Genomic DNA, 16056 nt, shown 5'->3' with positions numbered 1-16056 from the left:
TTATTTCTTTTTAATGTTTGTTTCGTAAATATCTATCCATTCTTTAACTGTTAATTTTTTACATAATTCTGCAATTAAATCAAACGGAATTTCTTCTATTTTTTTAAATCTGATACAACTTTTACCCATATCTAATTTAAGTTTACAATGCTTTGGGTATTCGTTTACAAACCAATCATGTATTTCTGAAACAGCATAAATACCGCTATGATATAAATTAATAGAATTTTTTTGCGAAGCAAAACTCATAAAAGGTAATGGTTCTTCTGGTTTACAATGATAACCATCAGGATAAATTTCATGTGAAACAAAGTAGCCAATCATACCGTATTGTATACCTTCTGTAAAACCCTTTGGTAGGTTTTCTTTAATTGTTTTTCTAAGTTTATTTAAAGCGTTTTTACGCGCTTCTGGTACTTGATTAATGTAATCTTCTGGAGAAATAGCTTTGTATTGCATAACATCTTATTTTGATATCTACAAGTTAGCAAAAATTTGCTTTAATTTTATTTACAATAGTTTGTGCAAGTCTTGCTTTACTTTCTATTGTCCAACCGGCAACATGCGGACTTAATAAAACATTTTCTGATGCTATTAAATACTTAAAAGCTTCTGGCATCTCTACTGCGCCAGATGTAACATCTTTTTTAAAAAGGTTTTCAAAAGAAGATTTTTCATATTCTAAAACATCTAAACCAGCACCCAAAATTTTACCAGATTTTAAAGCATTTACTAAATCTTTTGTTATTACAGCAGAACCTCTTGCTGTATTTAGTAACCAAAAATTCTTTTTAAAACCATTGATAAATTCTGTATTTATCATGTTTTCTGTTAATTCTGTTTGTGGTGTATGTAAACTTAAAACATCTGCTTTTTCTTGTAATTCTTTTAAAGAAACTTGTTTACAATTTGCATCACCTACATTTTGTTTTATGTCGTAACATAGTACATCAACATCAAAACCACGTAGTTTTTTTGCAAAAGATTTACCCATGTTTCCGTAGCCAATTAAACCAACAGTTTGTCCGTCTAATTCAATTCCACGGTTTTCTTCACGCAACCATTTACCGTTTCTAACCTCGTTATCAGCTTTATTTAATTTATTAAAAAGCGATAAAAGCATTGCTAAAGAATGCTCGCCAACAGCATTTCTATTACCTTCTGGGGCTGCAATTAATTTAATATTTTTTTCTGTAGCATACTCACAATCAATGTTTTCTAACCCAGCACCAACACGGCCAATAAATTTTAAATTTTTGGCTTTATCTAAAAAATTTTTATCTATTTTAAAACGACTTCTAATAATAAAACCATCATACAAATCAATTTTAGCTTCTATTTCTTTTTTAGAAGAAGTGTAATCCTCATCATTTGTAAAACCTAAATCATTTAATTGATTTATTAAAAGAGGATGATTAGAATCTAGATGAAGTATTTTCATTTAATACTGTTCTTTTTCATTAGGGAAATCGCCACTTTTTACATCATCAATATAAGTTTCAAAAGCTCCTGTCATATCCTTATATAAATCTAAATAACGTCTTAAAAATCTTGGATGAAATTCATGTGTCATTCCAATCATATCATGCGTTACTAAAACTTGTCCGTCAACACCATTACCAGCACCAATACCAATAACCGGAATTGAAATTGCTTCTGCTACTTTTTGAGCTAATTTAGCTGGTACTTTTTCTAAAACCAAGGCAAAACAACCTATACGTTCTAACATTAAAGCATCTTCCATTAATTTTTCTGCTTCTTCTTCTTCTTTTGCTCTAACTGTATAAGTACCAAATTTATAAATAGATTGTGGTGTTAAACCTAAATGTCCCATTACAGGGATTCCTGCATGTAAAATACGCTTAATAGATTCTTTAACTTCTTTACCACCTTCTAATTTTATAGAATGTCCGCCAGATTCTTTCATAATTCTAATTGCAGAACGCAAAGCTTCTTTTGGGTCAGATTGATAACTACCAAAAGGCAAATCTACAACTACTAAACATCTATTAATTGCTCTTACAACAGAACTTGCATGATAAATCATTTGATCTAAAGTAATAGGTAATGTAGTTTCATGCCCAGCCATTACGTTAGAAGCAGAATCTCCTACTAAAAGCACATCTATACCAGCACCATCTAAAATTTTTGCCATTGTAAAATCATAAGCAGTAAGCATGGAGATTTTTTCTCCATTTTTTTTCATATCTACAAGAGATTTTACGGTAATTTTTTTATATTCTTTCTTTGCTGCTGACATACTTTTTTTGTGTTTATAAGATAGTGCAAATGTAAGGATTATCGGTAAATATTTAAAGAGGTATTATTTAGTTAATCTTAAATTAAGATTAAAATTTTATTTATTTATAAATTTTTTGTTCTAAAAATTATAAAACCTATAATTATTTAGGAATTTTATGCGCTTAAGAAGAAATGTTTTAAATATTTCTGTTTTCAAATAATAACAAGTAGAAATACAATAAAAATAACATTATATTTGGTGTTTATTTTTAGAATGATGGAGGATCAAATTGTGTTAAATACAGATAAATGGATTGATAATTATGCAGATTATATGTATAATTACGCCATTACTCGTGTAAATAATAGCGATTTAGCCAAAGATTTGGTTCAAGAAACTTTTTTTGCGGGATTAAAATCTGCTAAAAATTTTCAGGGGAAATCTACAGAGAGAACTTGGTTAGTTTCTATTTTAAAAAGAAAAATTATAGATCATTATAGAAAAATAAATTCTAAAAAAGGAAAAGCCGAAGTTAGAATGAATTTTTATGATGAAGGAGAAAATGAAGGTAATTGGTTAGAAGAAAGAGTGCCACAAAGTTGGGATAATCAATCGGAAAAATTAATTGAAAATGAAGAGTTAAAAAATCAATTAGATCTTTGTATAGATAAATTACCAGAAAAATATGCTATGGTTTTTAGAATGAAAACAATACAAGAGTTTGAAACAGAAGAAATTTGTAAGGAGTTAGATATTACAGCGTCAAATTTATGGGTTATCATACACAGAGCAAGAACACAGCTTAGAAAATGTATGGAAGATAACTGGTTTAATATTTAGAAAATGTTTAAGAGCTTAAAACTTACTTGCGACCAAGCCACAACCATATGTGATAAAAATCAATATGGCGAAGCTTCTTTATTAGATAAAGTGAAATTAAATATTCATTTTATAACTTGTAAAATCTGTTTTAAATATACCAAACAAAACATGACGCTTACAAAACTGTATAAAGGTCATGCGAAAAGGTGTAAAGAAATGAAACATTGTTTAAGCGATGAAGAAAAGAATGCCCTAAAAAGAGAACTAGAAAAAATAAATAAATAAAAGATTTTTGGTGATTTAGTAAAATCACATTTTTTTGATTTTTTGTTAGATTGAAACGGAATTTATAGAAATATAGATTCCGTTTTTTTGTACTTTTGATATTCCTTTACTCTCAGGCGCAGTTGAGAGTTCTTATAAAAATTTAAAAAGGTTTTGGCTGCGCACAACCAACTATAAAATGCATTTCTTACCAGAAAATATAGATAATTACGTTGTAAATCACTCTCAACAAGAACCAAAAATTTTACAAGAATTAAGTAGAGAAACTTGGCAAAAAGTTTTGAATCCAAGAATGTTAAGTGGTGCTTTTCAAGGTAGAATTTTATCAATTATTAGTAAATTAATACAACCAAAAACTGTTTTAGAAATTGGTACTTACACAGGGTATTCTGCTTTGTGTTTGGTAGAAGGTTTATCATCCGAAGGAAAAATTATTACTATTGATAAAAATGAAGAATTAGAAACTCTACAAAATAAATATTTTACAAAATCTGGTTATAGAAATCAAATAGAACAATATGTAGGTAATGCATTAGAAATTATTCCTAAAATTGATGCAAAATTTGATCTAGTTTTTATTGATGCAGATAAATCTAACTACATTAATTATTTTCATTTAATTATTGATAAAATGAATTCTGGCGGAATTATTTTGTCTGATAATGTTCTGTGGAGTGGCAAAGTTGTAGAAGAATTAAACCCTAAAGATAAAGACACAAAAGTACTTTTAGAGTATAATAAATTGTTAAATGAAGATAGTAGAATAGAAACTGTTTTGTTACCAATAAGAGATGGATTAACAATAAGTAGGGTAAAATAAATTTACATATTTCGTTTAATAGGCCCTGTAATATCGTCTATACTATCCTTAACTTCAGAAATTTGTTTGTTAATATCTTTAGTAAGATCTGTATCTATACCGTTTTTGGTAGCGCTATCGTTAATTTCTTTTTTAATATCATTTGTAGCATCTTTAATTTGACGCATCCCTTTTCCTAAGCCTCTAGCAATTTCAGGAATTTTATCTGCACCAAATAACATTACCACAATTAACATGATAACCATTATTTCTGGACCACTAATAAATAAAAATACTGTATTCATACAATACAAAGGTAAATATTTATTCAATATATAATCTTTACAAAACAAAATATTTGTAGTTTAGAAAAAAATATATTTTAAAAACAGTTTATAATGTTAAAAAGAGTATTGATAGTTTTTTTTATAACTATCTATTTTACAAGTTGTAAGGTTGTTAAATTAACTAAAAGTATTGATAAAAAAATAACCACTTCTTTTTTTGATAATCAATTTACAGGTATTTATATTTATGATATAGAGGCAGATAAAGTTTTATATAACCATAATGGAAATAAATATTTTACACCTGCAAGTAATGCAAAAATTTTTACCCTTTTTACAGGTTTAGAAATGTTATCAGATTCTGTACCTGCTTTTAAATATGCTATAAATAAAGATACAATTACAATTTTACCAACAGGAGACCCAACACTTTTTCATCCTTATTTTAAAGATAGTACAGCTTTTAAAATGATGAAAAATTATAAAAAAGTAAATTTAATTACCAATAATATTTCTGATAAGAGATACGGACCAGGTTGGGCTTGGGAAGATTTTGATAGCTATTTTAGTCCAGAAAGAAGTGCTTTGCCAATGTATGGAAACGTGCTTACCATCCAAAATAAAGATTCATTAAATATTGCTCCGATTTTTTTAAAAAAACAGTTAAAAATTACAGACAAAGGTTACGGAAGAAAAGAGTTGTCTAACTCTTTTTACTTTGATAAAAATAGGAAGAAAGAAACAGAAATTCCTATGATTATAAACGATTCTTTACTTTTAAATCTTTGGAACGACATTTTGCCTAACAAAGTAAATATTATTAAAAAAACACCATTAAAACCCTCTGTAATTGCATATAGTATACCTACCGATACTTTGTATAAAAGAATGATGGAAGTAAGTGATAATTTTTTGGCCGAACAAATTTTAATTTTGGCATCATCAACTTTGTCAGATACCTTAAGTTCTGCAAATGCTAGAAAACATGTACTAGAAAATCAATTAAAAGATTTGCAACAAAAACCACGTTGGGTAGATGGTTCTGGATTAAGTAGATACAACTTATTTACCCCAAACTCTTTTGTAGAAGTTTTAACTAAAATGTATCAAAAAATGCCTGAAGAAAAGTTGTTTCAATTTTTTCCTGTTGGCGGAAAATCAGGTACTTTAAAAAATTGGTATGCAGGTAACCCAAAACCATATATTTATGCAAAATCTGGTACATTAGGTAACAATTATAATTTGAGTGGCTATTTAATTACAAACTCTGGTAAAGTTTTAATTTTCAGTTATATGAACAATCATTATATGCATTCTAATACCGATGTAAAAAGAAAAATGCAAGCCGTTTTTGAAGAATTAAGAGATAATTATTAATTTAAATTTATTACTTTTATAAAAAAAGTTATGATTCCTTTATTTGTTTCTTCAATACAGATTATTTTATTTTTAATAGTATTACTTGGTTTAGTAATTACTTCTTTAGTATTTGCTTCTAAAAACGAAAATAACATCCGCTTTTTAATTTGGGGAGCAATTATATTATTTGTGCCTTTTGTTGGTGCAGTTGCTTATTTAATTAAACATTATACTTCTAAAAAAATAGCATAATATTATGAAAGAATTAACTAGTAATTTCAATTTTTATATTTTCTTTTGGCAAGTATTACTTGTAATAATTTTAATCTTAATTTTATATTTAAATTATATAGGAGTTTTATCAAAAAATAAATTTGATGAAAGAGCTTTTAGTTAAATATAAGTTTATATTGTTTATCATTTTATTTGTAATTTTTAGCATAGGATTATTCTTTGGAGAATTATTATTAGATACTTTAATTAATGATAAAAGAGATGCATTAAAAACCGAAATTATTGATGCTATTTTTACTGGATTTATTTGTAGTTGTGGTTTTTTGATAGGATCTAAAGTTTCAGATTTTTTTGATTCAATAAGCCTTAAAAACTAAACTTAGCTTGCCTATCATACATAATAATACTGCCAGCAACAGCAACATTTAAGCTTAATTCTGATTTAAACTTTACTAAATAATGCGATTTTTCTATCGCAATTTTAGACATTCCATGATCTTCTGCACCCAATAAATAAACACAACGTTTTGGATGCGTAAAAGTTTCTAATTGAACCGCTTTTTCATCTAATTCTACACCAACCAACATAGCGCCTTTAGGTAAATTATTAAAAAAATCATCAAAAGTTTCGTAATGAAAATAAGGCATTGCACCTACAGCTTTATGCGTATCACAAGCTTGTTTTGCATAACGGTTGCCAATGGTAAAAATAAAACTTGCGCCCATATTTTGGGCAGAACGCCATAAAACACCTAAGTTTTCTGGAGTTTTACCATTCTGAATTCCGATACCAAAAAAACCTTGTTCTAAATTATTTACCATTATTTTTTTACCAACATTCGTTTAATTTCATTCAACTTCATCAACGCTTCAATTGGTGTTAACGTATCAATATTAGTTGCTAAAATTTCTTCTTTAATGTTTTCTAACAAAGGATCATCTAACTGAAAAAAGCTTAATTGCATTTCTTCGTTTTGTTCTTGTTTTAAAACATCTTTTACTTCGGCATTTTTGTTGTTTTTTTCTAGCTGAGCCAAAATTTTATTAGCTCTATGAATCACCATATTTGGCATTCCAGCCAATTTAGCAACATGAATACCAAAGCTATGATTAGAGCCACCAGAAACCAATTTACGTAAGAAAATTATGGTGTTTTCTAACTCTTTTACAGACACATTAAAGTTTTTAATGCGCTCAAAAGTTGTGGTCATTTTATTTAATTCGTGATAATGAGTAGCAAAAAGTGTTTTTGCTCTGGTTGGGTGCTCGTGTAAAAACTCAGAAATTGCCCAAGCAATCGAAATTCCGTCGTAAGTAGAAGTTCCTCTACCAATTTCATCTAACAAAATTAAACTACGCTCAGAAACGTTATTTAAGATAGATGCTGTTTCATTCATTTCTACCATAAAAGTAGATTCTCCCATAGAAATATTATCACTTGCACCAACTCTAGTAAAAATTTTATCTACAATACCAATTTTTGCGTTCTGAGCCGGAACATAACTTCCCATTTGAGCTAACAAAACAATTAATGCGGTTTGACGTAAAATGGCAGATTTACCAGACATATTTGGCCCAGTAATCATAATAATTTGTTGTTGATTTCTGTTTAAAACTACATCATTTGCAATATATTCTTCGCTAATTGGTAATTGCTTTTCAATTACCGGATGACGTCCGTTTTTAATTTCTAAATCGGTGCTTTCATCCATAATTGGTCGCACATAATTGTTATCTATTGCTAAAACAGAAAAAGACAATAAACAGTCTATTTTTGCAATAATTTGTGCATTTTCTTGTACAATTTGTACAAATTGAATGATATATTGTAATAATTTAGAAAAAATTTCTTGTTCTAATTTGGCAATTTTTTCTTCTGCACCTAAAATTTTGGTTTCGTATTCTTTTAATTCTTCGGTAATATATCTTTCGGCAGAAACCAAGGTTTGTTTTCTAATCCATTCTTCTGGAACTTTGTCTTTATGTGTGTTTCTAACTTCTATATAATATCCAAAAACATTATTAAAAGCAATTTTTAAACTTGTAATACCTGTGCGTTCTGTTTCGCGCGCTAACATATCATCTAAAAACTGTTTTCCTGAAGAAGAAATAGCACGTAAATCATCTAATTCTTGATGAATTCCGTTGGCAATAGCATTCCCTTTATTAATGTTTACCGGAGCATCATTAAACAACGTTTCAGAAATCTTATCAACTAAATCTTGGCAAGTATGTAGTTGATTTCCTAATTTTTTTACCGCTGTATTTTTACTACTTTCTGCAGATGTTTTTATAGGAATAATTGCTTTTAAAGAATCTTTTAACAAAACAATTTCTCTTGGCGATGCTTTGCCTGTTGCCACTTTAGAAATTAATCTTTCTATGTCTGAAACTTGTTTTAATTGATAGGTTACTGTCTGAGAAAAATCATCAGAATCTATAAAAAACTTTACCAATTCATGACGGTTTTTAATTTCATCAATATTTTTTAAAGGCAAAGCCAACCAACGTTTTAATAAACGTCCGCCCATTGGCGAAATGGTTTTATCAATAATATCTAAAAGTGTTACAGCATTTATAGAATTAGGGTTGTATAACTCTAAATTTCTAACTGTAAAACGGTCCATCCAAACATAATTATCTTCTGCAATTCTGCTAATATGTTGTATGTGTTTTAGCTGATTGTGTTGCGTTTCTGATAAATAATACAAAACAGCACCGGCAGCAATAATTCCGTTTTTTACATCTTGTATACCAAAACCTTTTAAGTTTTTAACCTCAAAATGATTGTGTAAAGTTTCGTTTGCATACTCTTTTTGAAAAACCCAATCTTCTAAATAAAAAGTATAATATCTGTTTTCAAAAAGTTCTAAAAATTGTTGTTTGTGTTGTTTTTGTACTAAAACCTCACTAGGAACAAAGTTTTGTAATAATTTATCTATGTATTCTGCAGTTCCTTGTGCTACTAAATATTCGCCAGTAGAAACATCAAGAAAAGAGATACCGAGTTGTTTTTTATCAAAATGAACTGCGGCTAAAAAATTATTTTTTTTGGTTTGTAAAACTTCATCGTTTAAAGAAACACCAGGCGTAACCAATTCTGTAACACCACGCTTTACAATGGTTTTGGTCATTTTTGGGTCTTCTAACTGGTCGCAAATAGCAACACGCATTCCTGCTTTTACCAATTTTGGTAAATACGTATTTAAAGAGTGATGCGGAAAACCAGCCAAAGCAGTTTCCGAATCGCTACCAGCACCACGTTTTGTAAGTGTAATACCTAAAATACCAGCCGCTTTTTTAGCGTCTTCACCAAAAGTTTCGTAAAAATCTCCTACTCTAAAAAGCAACATAGCATCAGGATATTTGTTCTTGATAGCGTTGTATTGTTTCATTAAAGGAGTAACCTTTTTAGCTTTAGATTTTGCCAAGTTTTTAGAAATTTTCTGTTAGTTTTGCGAAGATATAAAATATAGTTGTTAGTGTTTAGTTTTTGGTTATTAGTTAAGATACCAACAACAAAAAACCATTAACCAATATCTAAAATTATGAGAAAATTAAAAAATAACGAGTTAGGAAGAATTACAGTTGATGAATTTAAAACGGTACAAAAAACACCGTTAATTGTAGTTTTAGACAATATTAGAAGTTTAAATAATATTGGTTCTGTTTTTAGAACTTCTGATGCTTTTTTAATTGAAAAAATATACTTGTGTGGTATTTGTGCAACACCGCCAAACAAAGACATTCATAAAACGGCTTTAGGTGCAACAGAATCTGTAGATTGGGAATATGTAGAAGATACGTTGTCTCTAGTTGAAGAATTAAAAGCACAAAACATTAAAGTTTTGGCTATAGAACAAGCTGTAAATTCTACAAAATTAGATACTTTTTATCCGAAGAAAGATGAAAAATATGCCATTGTAATGGGTAACGAAGTAAAAGGTGTACAACAAGAGGTTGTTAATGCTTCAGATTTGTGTATAGAAATTCCGCAATTGGGTACCAAACACTCTTTAAACATCTCTGTAACTACCGGTGTTGTACTTTGGGATTTGTTTCAGAAAATAGTTAAATTATAGTTTGTTTTCAATATTTAATTCTATTTTTAGAATTAAAAGTAAAGCACCTATAAAATGATAATTAAAGGTAGTGAAATTAAAGAATGTATAAAAAAAAGTAACTTTTTTAATAAAAATAAAAAAGCAATTCTTTTTTTGTTATTAATTACAAACATTACCCTTACTGCTCAAGATAAAGTTTCTAATAGTGTAAGAGATTCTACACTAACTCTATTAAACGAGTATACAAAAACAAACCAACCAGATTTACCTACAAAAGCATTTTTATTTGCAGAACAAAAAGGAGGAGATACTTTAATAAGAAATACATATATAAACTTTGGTATCAAAAGTTATTTTGCCAAAGATTTATCTAATTTAGTTTTATCAGAAAAAAAACTAAAGCAATTTTATCTTAAGACAAAAGATACAATGGCTCTGGCAAAACATCTTTATTTTAAAGGTCTTTACCATAAACTACAATTTAACCCAGATAGTAGTTTTTATTATTACAATGAATCTAAAAATTTTTCTGTTCAATTAAAAGATTCTTTAGAAGCTACCAGAAGATTACTATCTATGGCAGCACTTCAGTACGATGAAAGAGATTATTTAGGTAGTGAAAACTCAATTATAGAAGGATTACGTTTTGTAGAGCCATTAGGAAATCTCTTTTTTACCGGTCTCTTATACGAAAGATTAGGAAATGTATTATTTATTACCGGAAGAGAAAAAGAAGCAAGAAAAAATTATTTAAAATTTTTTGAATTACAAAAACAAACTCCCGGATTAGTTTTAAAATATGAAGAAGCAAGATTGTATAATCATTTAGGAAATACATACGAAGCAGAAAGAAACAATTTAAAAGCAGTAGAGTATTTTAAAAAAAGTTTAGCAATTGATAGTCTTAAATTTAATTCTGTTTATAGATATGAATCTGCCTTGGCAGGACTTTCTTATAATAATTTTATTTTAGGTGAAAACAAGTTGGCGTTAAAAGGTTTTTTAGAAGTATTAAAATCTAGAAAAGACAGAAATTATAAAAGAGGTTTAGTAATAACTCATTCTAATTTATCAGATTTTTATATAGGAACAAATGATGTTAACAACTCAAAATTACATGCAGAAAAAAGTTTAGAACTCGCTAAAAGTATTAGTTTTAATAGATATATTTTAGAAAACCTTGCCAGGTTGTCTAGTATAACAAAAGGAGAAAAAGGAAGGCTGTTTTTAGAAGAATATAGAGTTTTAAACGATAGTTTAGTAGAAAGAGAAAGATTTTTAAAAAACCAGTTTGCAAAAGTAAGGTACGAAACAGAAAAAAAAGAAGCAGAAAACGTTCATTTAAAAGAAGAAAATTCTAGAAAAGAATTATTGCTAGAAACAGAAAAGCAACATAAAATAATAGGTTGGTTAATTGCAGGTTTTTGTATTTTAATAATATTTTTTGGTATAAGTGTTGTTTTAAGCAGAAGAAAAAAAATGCTTTTTAAAGCCCAATTACTACAAGTAGAAGTTAGAGAAAAAGAACGTCAGCAAATTGCAAAATCTTTGCATGATGAGGTTGCCGGAGATATTAGAATGTTGCATTTAAAATTATCTAAAACAAACCAACTAGAAGAAGCAGAAAAGCTTAATGTAATTAAAGAAAATGTTAGAAATTTATCGCACCAATTAAGTAGCGAAAGTTTTGATAAAGTGTCTTTTAAAGATCAAATAATTAATTTAATTTCAGATTATTTTGATTTTAATTTTAGAATAAAAGCAAAAAATATAGATGATGTAGATTGGACAAAAGTTAACAATGCTATAAAAAGAACTTTATTCTTATCGGTAAGAGAAAGTATACAAAATGCCAAAAAATATGCAGAAGCTACAGAATTAATTTTAAATTTTAGCGAAACAAAAAAAACAGTTCTTTTGGTTATTTCCGATAACGGAAAAGGTTTTGATGTTAAGGCAAGAAAAACAGGTATTGGTTTAAAAAATTTAGAAGAAAGAATACTAGAAATTAATGGTACATTTTCTTTAGAAAGTGATATAGGAAAAGGAACAACAATAAAAATTGAAACTTTTAAAAATGAAAACTAAAACAAGAATTTTAGTTGTTGATGATCATCAATTAGTAATACAAGGAATTTTATGTTCTTTAAAGGAAGTTGGAGATTTTGATGTAGTTACAACAAACAATTGTGATGAAGCTTTTAGTTTGATAAAAAGTAATGTAAAAACTAACCCGTTTCAATTAATATTTACAGACCTAAGTTTTGACAATTTAACAGAAGACACCAATTTAGATGGAGGAGAAGAGTTGATAAAAGCAATTAAAAACAACGATTTTGATATTAAAATAGCCGTTATTACTGGTCATACAGAAACAAATAGAGTTTTTAATGTTATTAATAATTTAAAGCCTAATGCATATTTATTAAAAAGTAAGTGCGATGGTACAGAAATAGGATTTGCTATAAAAAAAATGATGACAAATGATTATTATTATACTCATGAAATTCATCAGAAAATAATGCGTAGAAACATCATTCAAATACAAATGGATGAAGTAGCAATACATATATTAAAAGAGCTTCCTAATCATCCAAAAATAGCAAATTTAGAAGGTATTATTAAAAAAGTAGACGGAACGTTTTTAAAATTAAGATCTATAGAAACAAAATTGAGTAATTTAAGGATAGATTTAAATGCAAATAATAATACAGATTTAGTACTAAAAGCAAAAGAATTAGGAATTATTGATTGATAATTTTTTACGGAAATCTACATTTTATAATGTGGTTTATTACAAAGTAAAGATTTTATATATTTTAAATTTGCATTGTATTATATCCCCCCATTAATAAATAATACAGACAAAATTTAATTATAGATGTTTAAGTCTAGAGATTAATTTAAGGGCCTTTTTGAGTTTTCAGAAAGGCTTTTTTTTTAAAAGAATATTTTATTTTGCGGAAACCTGCATTTAAAAATGTGGTTTTTTACAAAATAAAAATACTTAACTTTTTACTTTTGATGTATATTATTCTTTAGGGGAATATATAAAAAAAAGGGATTAATTGCGGATATAAATTAGGGGTTTATATCCAAAATTAAAAGAAAAAGAAAAAAGCCTTTCTGAAAACTCAGAAAGGCTTTTTTAAAAACCTAAAACTAGTTTTGCTATACTAAAATATATTATAATCCCTAATATATCATTACTTGTAGTAATAAAAGGCCCAGTTGCCAAAGCAGGATCTATACCTCTTTTATCTAAAATAATAGGAATAAAAGTACCTATAATAGAAGCTATAATTATTACAGAAATTAAAGAGATTGCTACTGTAATACCTAATTTAAAAGGAAATCCTAAAAATAACATTCCGGCAGACATTAATAAAGCAGCTAAAACAACCCCATTTAATAAACCTTGTGCTATTTCTTTTAATAATCGTTTAAATAAAGAGCCTTTAAGACTATCGTTAGCTAAACCTTGCACTATAATTGCAGAAGATTGTACACCAACATTACCAGCCATTGCTGCAATTAATGGCGTAAAGAAAAAAAGTTCTGGAAAACGATCCATAGCTCCATTAAAACTTCCTAAGACAGAAACAGAAATAAAACCTCCAAAAAGAGCTAAAATTAGCCAAGGTAAACGTGCTTTTGTAAGTTCCCAAATAGTATCATTTACCTCTACATCTTGAGAGAAACCAGCTGCCATTTGATAATCTTTATCAGCTTCATCTCTTATTAAATCTACAATATCATCAATAGTAATTCTACCTAATAAAATATGGTTATCATCTACCACAGGTATGGCTTCTAAATCGTATTTAGCCATAATTTTTGCTACTTCTTCATCATGTTCATTTACGTGTACAAAAGTAACTTTAGGTATGTATATTTCGGCAATTTTTTGTTCGTTTTTTGCGGTAATTAAATCTTTTAAAGAAAGACGACCAATTAATTTTTCTTCTTTATCTACAACATAAATAGAGTGTACTCTGGTTACTTCTTTAGCTTGGCCTCTAATTCTACGTAAACAACCTGCAACTGTCCAAGTTTCATAAACTTTTACAAGTTCTTTTGCCATTAAAGAACCGGCAGAATCGTCTTCATAAGAAAGTAGTTCTTTTATATCTGCAGCATACTCAACGTCTTCTAAAGCATTTATAACTCGTTCTTGGCGTTCTTCTGATAGTTCTCCAATAATGTCTGCCGCATCATCGGTATCCATTTCTTTAATTTCTTCTGCAATTTCTTTAGCTGAAAGATTTTCAAGAATTTTTTCACGAATATCTTCATCTAATTCTGTAAGAATTTCAGATGTTTTTTCGCTGTCTAAAAGTTTAATTATATAAATAGCATCATCAAAAGAAAGTTCGTCTAAAACTTCTGCAATATCTGCATAATGGACTTCTTTAAATATCTTTTTAATTTGAGTATCATTACCTAAATTGATAAGAGATTTAAGATCTTCTAAAAATTCTGATGTGATTTCAAATATCATTTTATGCTAGTTTTTTTGTCAGTTCTATAAAATCATTAACAGACAATTGTTCTGGTCTTTTGGTAAAAAAAGGGTCTTCTTTTAAAGCATCAGAAAGTTGAAATGATTTTAAACTAGAACGTAACATTTTTCTTCTTTGATTAAAAGCTGTTTTTACAACTCTAAAAAATAATTTTTCGTCAACTGGTAAAGTGTAATTTTCTTTTCTAATTAATCTAATAACACCAGAATCTACTTTTGGTGGAGGATTAAAAACGGTTGGCGGAACAGTAAATAGATATTCTACATCGTAAAAAGCTTGAGTTAAAACAGAAAGTATTCCGTAAATTTTACTTCCTTTTTTTTCTGCAATTCTCATAGCAACTTCTTTTTGAAACATACCTGCAAATTCTGGAACAAAATCTCTGTTTTCTATTGCTTTAAAAACAATTTGAGAAGAGATGTTGTAAGGAAAGTTACCAATAATTGCTACTTGCTTTTTATTAAAAGTTTCTTGAATATTTTTCTTTAAAAAATCGCCTTCTAAAATGGTAAACTTGTCTTTAGAAGTGTCTATTTTTATGTGCTCTAACCAAAATGTATTTTTAAGATAATCTACAGATTCTCTGTCTAATTCCATAACAGTAACCTTTGGCTTTTTTTGTAATAAATATTTAGTTAAAACACCCATTCCTGGGCCAATTTCTAAAACATTATCATAGCCATTTTCGGTTAAAGCATCAGCAATATCTTTAGCAATAGTTTCATCTGTTAAAAAATGTTGTCCTAAATGTTTTTTTGCTTTTACTGTCACAGTATTGGTTTTTATACTTTTTTTAACAAATGTACAGTAAATTATGCACAATGGTAGGTTAGATTACTGTTTTAAAAACTTAAACAAGGTGTTTAGGTTTTTAATGTAAGAAGTGTTTTTTAAACATCTTTAGTTTTTTTTAAACCAAAAGAAAAAAGAATTAAAGAAGCACCAATTCCACAAAGAAAACCAGCAATAGTTTCTTCTGGTTCTATTCCCCATTTTAAATAAGCTAATAAAGCTCCAAAAAACGTTAACAGAAAACCGATTAGCACTAATTTTTTTCTGTTTTTATAAATTTTTTGGTTTAGCATTTTTTCTAATTATTAACATTTGTAGGATAAAATTCTTTTATCAACTTTAATTCTGTTCTAAAAGATAACATTTTATCACCAAATTTTTTAAGACTTTTTAATTGCAAAGCTTCTGCATGTTCTTTGTAGTATTCATCTAGGTTTTCTCTAGAATTTGCCAAATATTGTACAGAATAAGTTTTACCACCCATTTCTTCATCAACTAAAACTTCTGTAAGTTTTGCAGAGCTAAATTTACCTGTATTTAATACGTTTAATATTTGAGTTTCCATCCAAATTAACCACTCTTTATGCAAAGAATCGTCTATGTTTATTGTTACGTTGTATATGTACATTATATTTTTTTAAGTGTTTAC

General features: G+C 27.9%; 19 protein-coding genes. 9 read left to right on the top strand and 10 right to left on the bottom strand.

What is annotated here, in order from left to right; genetic code table 11:
* The 3 genes from KI686_RS01575 to panB are packed head-to-tail and all read right to left on the bottom strand — an operon-like array spanning window position 1 to window position 2260.
* On the bottom strand, window positions 1-459 hold the full coding sequence (locus KI686_RS01575) for a DUF1801 domain-containing protein (protein WP_237587484.1): 459 nt from the start codon (window positions 457-459) through the stop codon (window positions 1-3).
* A gap of 25 nt (window positions 460-484) precedes the next feature.
* Complete coding sequence (locus tag KI686_RS01570; RefSeq protein WP_237587483.1) at window positions 485-1441, bottom strand: 2-hydroxyacid dehydrogenase; 957 nt, start codon at window positions 1439-1441, stop codon at window positions 485-487.
* On the bottom strand, window positions 1442-2260 hold the full coding sequence (gene panB, locus KI686_RS01565; protein WP_237587482.1) for a 3-methyl-2-oxobutanoate hydroxymethyltransferase: 819 nt from the start codon (window positions 2258-2260) through the stop codon (window positions 1442-1444).
* 255 nt (window positions 2261-2515) lie between these two features.
* Here panB and KI686_RS01560 point away from each other — a divergent pair, with 255 nt between their 5' ends.
* The 3 genes from KI686_RS01560 (at window position 2516) to KI686_RS01550 (ending at window position 4169) form a co-directional block, all read left to right on the top strand.
* A complete protein-coding gene (locus tag KI686_RS01560; protein ID WP_237587479.1) occupies window positions 2516-3082 on the top strand; it encodes a sigma-70 family RNA polymerase sigma factor in 567 nt (188 codons plus the stop codon).
* A gap of 3 nt (window positions 3083-3085) precedes the next feature.
* Window positions 3086-3349: a hypothetical protein gene (locus KI686_RS01555; RefSeq protein ID WP_237587477.1), complete on the top strand. Its 264-nt coding sequence runs from the start codon at window positions 3086-3088 to the stop codon at window positions 3347-3349.
* 178 nt (window positions 3350-3527) lie between these two features.
* A complete protein-coding gene (locus tag KI686_RS01550) occupies window positions 3528-4169 on the top strand; it encodes an O-methyltransferase (RefSeq protein ID WP_237587476.1) in 642 nt (213 codons plus the stop codon).
* 2 nt (window positions 4170-4171) lie between these two features.
* Here KI686_RS01550 and KI686_RS01545 read toward each other — a convergent pair whose 3' ends face one another.
* Window positions 4172-4453 (bottom strand): Sec-independent protein translocase subunit TatA/TatB, encoded by a 282-nt coding sequence (locus KI686_RS01545; protein ID WP_237587474.1) that lies wholly within the window; start codon window positions 4451-4453, stop codon window positions 4172-4174.
* Between the two features lie 93 nt (window positions 4454-4546).
* On the opposite strand from KI686_RS01545, the gene KI686_RS01540 reads away from it, so the two are divergent.
* The 3 genes from KI686_RS01540 to KI686_RS01530 all read left to right on the top strand — a co-directional run bounded on the left by KI686_RS01540 (window position 4547) and on the right by KI686_RS01530 (window position 6405).
* Complete coding sequence (locus KI686_RS01540) at window positions 4547-5812, top strand: D-alanyl-D-alanine carboxypeptidase/D-alanyl-D-alanine-endopeptidase (RefSeq protein WP_237587473.1); 1266 nt, start codon at window positions 4547-4549, stop codon at window positions 5810-5812.
* Between the two features lie 30 nt (window positions 5813-5842).
* Window positions 5843-6046, top strand: coding sequence for a hypothetical protein (locus KI686_RS01535; protein ID WP_237587470.1), 204 nt, complete (start codon window positions 5843-5845; stop codon window positions 6044-6046).
* A 125-nt stretch (window positions 6047-6171) separates the two neighbouring features.
* Window positions 6172-6405 carry a hypothetical protein gene (locus KI686_RS01530; RefSeq protein ID WP_237587469.1) on the top strand — a complete coding sequence of 78 codons (234 nt, stop codon included), beginning with the start codon at window positions 6172-6174 and terminating at the stop codon, window positions 6403-6405.
* Here KI686_RS01530 and KI686_RS01525 read toward each other — a convergent pair.
* Together KI686_RS01525 and mutS are read right to left on the bottom strand one after the other, a co-directional pair.
* Complete coding sequence (locus tag KI686_RS01525) at window positions 6395-6850, bottom strand: RNA methyltransferase (RefSeq protein WP_237587468.1); 456 nt, start codon at window positions 6848-6850, stop codon at window positions 6395-6397. The two genes, KI686_RS01530 and KI686_RS01525, sit on opposite strands and share 11 nt — an antisense overlap.
* A complete protein-coding gene (gene mutS, locus KI686_RS01520; RefSeq protein ID WP_438617001.1) occupies window positions 6850-9423 on the bottom strand; it encodes a DNA mismatch repair protein MutS in 2574 nt (857 codons plus the stop codon). Before mutS ends, KI686_RS01525 begins: the two co-directional genes overlap by 1 nt.
* A gap of 153 nt (window positions 9424-9576) precedes the next feature.
* On the opposite strand from mutS, the gene KI686_RS01515 reads away from it, so the two are divergent.
* Genes KI686_RS01515 through KI686_RS01505 form a run of 3 tightly spaced genes read left to right on the top strand, consistent with a single transcriptional unit; the run spans window position 9577 to window position 12847 of the window.
* Complete coding sequence (locus tag KI686_RS01515) at window positions 9577-10110, top strand: RNA methyltransferase (RefSeq protein WP_237587465.1); 534 nt, start codon at window positions 9577-9579, stop codon at window positions 10108-10110.
* A 54-nt stretch (window positions 10111-10164) separates the two neighbouring features.
* The gene (locus KI686_RS01510) at window positions 10165-12180 is read left to right on the top strand and encodes a tetratricopeptide repeat-containing sensor histidine kinase (protein WP_237587462.1); all 2016 of its coding nucleotides are present in this window, start codon (window positions 10165-10167) and stop codon (window positions 12178-12180) included.
* On the top strand, window positions 12170-12847 hold the full coding sequence (locus KI686_RS01505) for a response regulator transcription factor (protein WP_237587460.1): 678 nt from the start codon (window positions 12170-12172) through the stop codon (window positions 12845-12847). The genes KI686_RS01510 and KI686_RS01505 overlap by 11 nt, the downstream gene beginning before the upstream one ends.
* Window positions 12848-13240: 393 nt before the next feature.
* Here the strand turns inward: KI686_RS01505 and mgtE are convergent, their stop codons facing one another.
* The 4 genes from mgtE to KI686_RS01485 form a co-directional block, all read right to left on the bottom strand.
* Window positions 13241-14593: a magnesium transporter gene (mgtE, locus tag KI686_RS01500; protein WP_237587459.1), complete on the bottom strand. Its 1353-nt coding sequence runs from the start codon at window positions 14591-14593 to the stop codon at window positions 13241-13243.
* A 1-nt stretch (window position 14594) separates the two neighbouring features.
* Entirely contained in the window at window positions 14595-15386 is a 792-nt protein-coding gene (gene rsmA, locus KI686_RS01495; RefSeq protein WP_237587458.1) for a 16S rRNA (adenine(1518)-N(6)/adenine(1519)-N(6))-dimethyltransferase RsmA, read from the bottom strand.
* A 119-nt stretch (window positions 15387-15505) separates the two neighbouring features.
* Window positions 15506-15700, bottom strand: coding sequence for a hypothetical protein (locus tag KI686_RS01490; protein ID WP_237587457.1), 195 nt, complete (start codon window positions 15698-15700; stop codon window positions 15506-15508).
* A 5-nt stretch (window positions 15701-15705) separates the two neighbouring features.
* The gene (locus KI686_RS01485) at window positions 15706-16035 is read right to left on the bottom strand and encodes a DUF4286 family protein (protein ID WP_237587456.1); all 330 of its coding nucleotides are present in this window, start codon (window positions 16033-16035) and stop codon (window positions 15706-15708) included.
* Window positions 16036-16056 lie beyond the last annotated feature (21 nt).

Origin of the sequence: Polaribacter sargassicola, from assembly GCF_021991835.1 — a bacterium.
Lineage (GTDB): Bacteria > Bacteroidota > Bacteroidia > Flavobacteriales > Flavobacteriaceae > Polaribacter > Polaribacter sargassicola.
Note: the sequence above shows the minus strand (reverse complement) of the source record. Positions and strands in the feature narration are given on the sequence as shown.

What these genes read in the sequence shown, in the direction of transcription:
- mutS (WP_438617001.1), bottom strand. Translation starts at nt 9,423, where the DNA reads ATGAAACAATACAACGCTATCAAGAACAAATATCCTGATGCTATGTTG.
- KI686_RS01535 (WP_237587470.1), top strand. Translation starts at nt 5,843, where the DNA reads ATGATTCCTTTATTTGTTTCTTCAATACAGATTATTTTATTTTTAATA.
- KI686_RS01510 (WP_237587462.1), top strand. Translation starts at nt 10,165, where the DNA reads ATGATAATTAAAGGTAGTGAAATTAAAGAATGTATAAAAAAAAGTAAC.
- KI686_RS01550 (WP_237587476.1), top strand. Translation starts at nt 3,528, where the DNA reads ATGCATTTCTTACCAGAAAATATAGATAATTACGTTGTAAATCACTCT.
- KI686_RS01555 (WP_237587477.1), top strand. Translation starts at nt 3,086, where the DNA reads ATGTTTAAGAGCTTAAAACTTACTTGCGACCAAGCCACAACCATATGT.
- KI686_RS01570 (WP_237587483.1), bottom strand. Translation starts at nt 1,441, where the DNA reads ATGAAAATACTTCATCTAGATTCTAATCATCCTCTTTTAATAAATCAA.
- mgtE (WP_237587459.1), bottom strand. Translation starts at nt 14,593, where the DNA reads ATGATATTTGAAATCACATCAGAATTTTTAGAAGATCTTAAATCTCTT.
- KI686_RS01525 (WP_237587468.1), bottom strand. Translation starts at nt 6,850, where the DNA reads ATGGTAAATAATTTAGAACAAGGTTTTTTTGGTATCGGAATTCAGAAT.
- KI686_RS01560 (WP_237587479.1), top strand. Translation starts at nt 2,516, where the DNA reads ATGATGGAGGATCAAATTGTGTTAAATACAGATAAATGGATTGATAAT.
- KI686_RS01575 (WP_237587484.1), bottom strand. Translation starts at nt 459, where the DNA reads ATGCAATACAAAGCTATTTCTCCAGAAGATTACATTAATCAAGTACCA.
- KI686_RS01485 (WP_237587456.1), bottom strand. Translation starts at nt 16,035, where the DNA reads ATGTACATATACAACGTAACAATAAACATAGACGATTCTTTGCATAAA.
- KI686_RS01505 (WP_237587460.1), top strand. Translation starts at nt 12,170, where the DNA reads ATGAAAACTAAAACAAGAATTTTAGTTGTTGATGATCATCAATTAGTA.
- panB (WP_237587482.1), bottom strand. Translation starts at nt 2,260, where the DNA reads ATGTCAGCAGCAAAGAAAGAATATAAAAAAATTACCGTAAAATCTCTT.
- KI686_RS01515 (WP_237587465.1), top strand. Translation starts at nt 9,577, where the DNA reads ATGAGAAAATTAAAAAATAACGAGTTAGGAAGAATTACAGTTGATGAA.
- KI686_RS01530 (WP_237587469.1), top strand. Translation starts at nt 6,172, where the DNA reads ATGAAAGAGCTTTTAGTTAAATATAAGTTTATATTGTTTATCATTTTA.
- KI686_RS01545 (WP_237587474.1), bottom strand. Translation starts at nt 4,453, where the DNA reads ATGAATACAGTATTTTTATTTATTAGTGGTCCAGAAATAATGGTTATC.
- KI686_RS01540 (WP_237587473.1), top strand. Translation starts at nt 4,547, where the DNA reads ATGTTAAAAAGAGTATTGATAGTTTTTTTTATAACTATCTATTTTACA.
- KI686_RS01490 (WP_237587457.1), bottom strand. Translation starts at nt 15,700, where the DNA reads ATGCTAAACCAAAAAATTTATAAAAACAGAAAAAAATTAGTGCTAATC.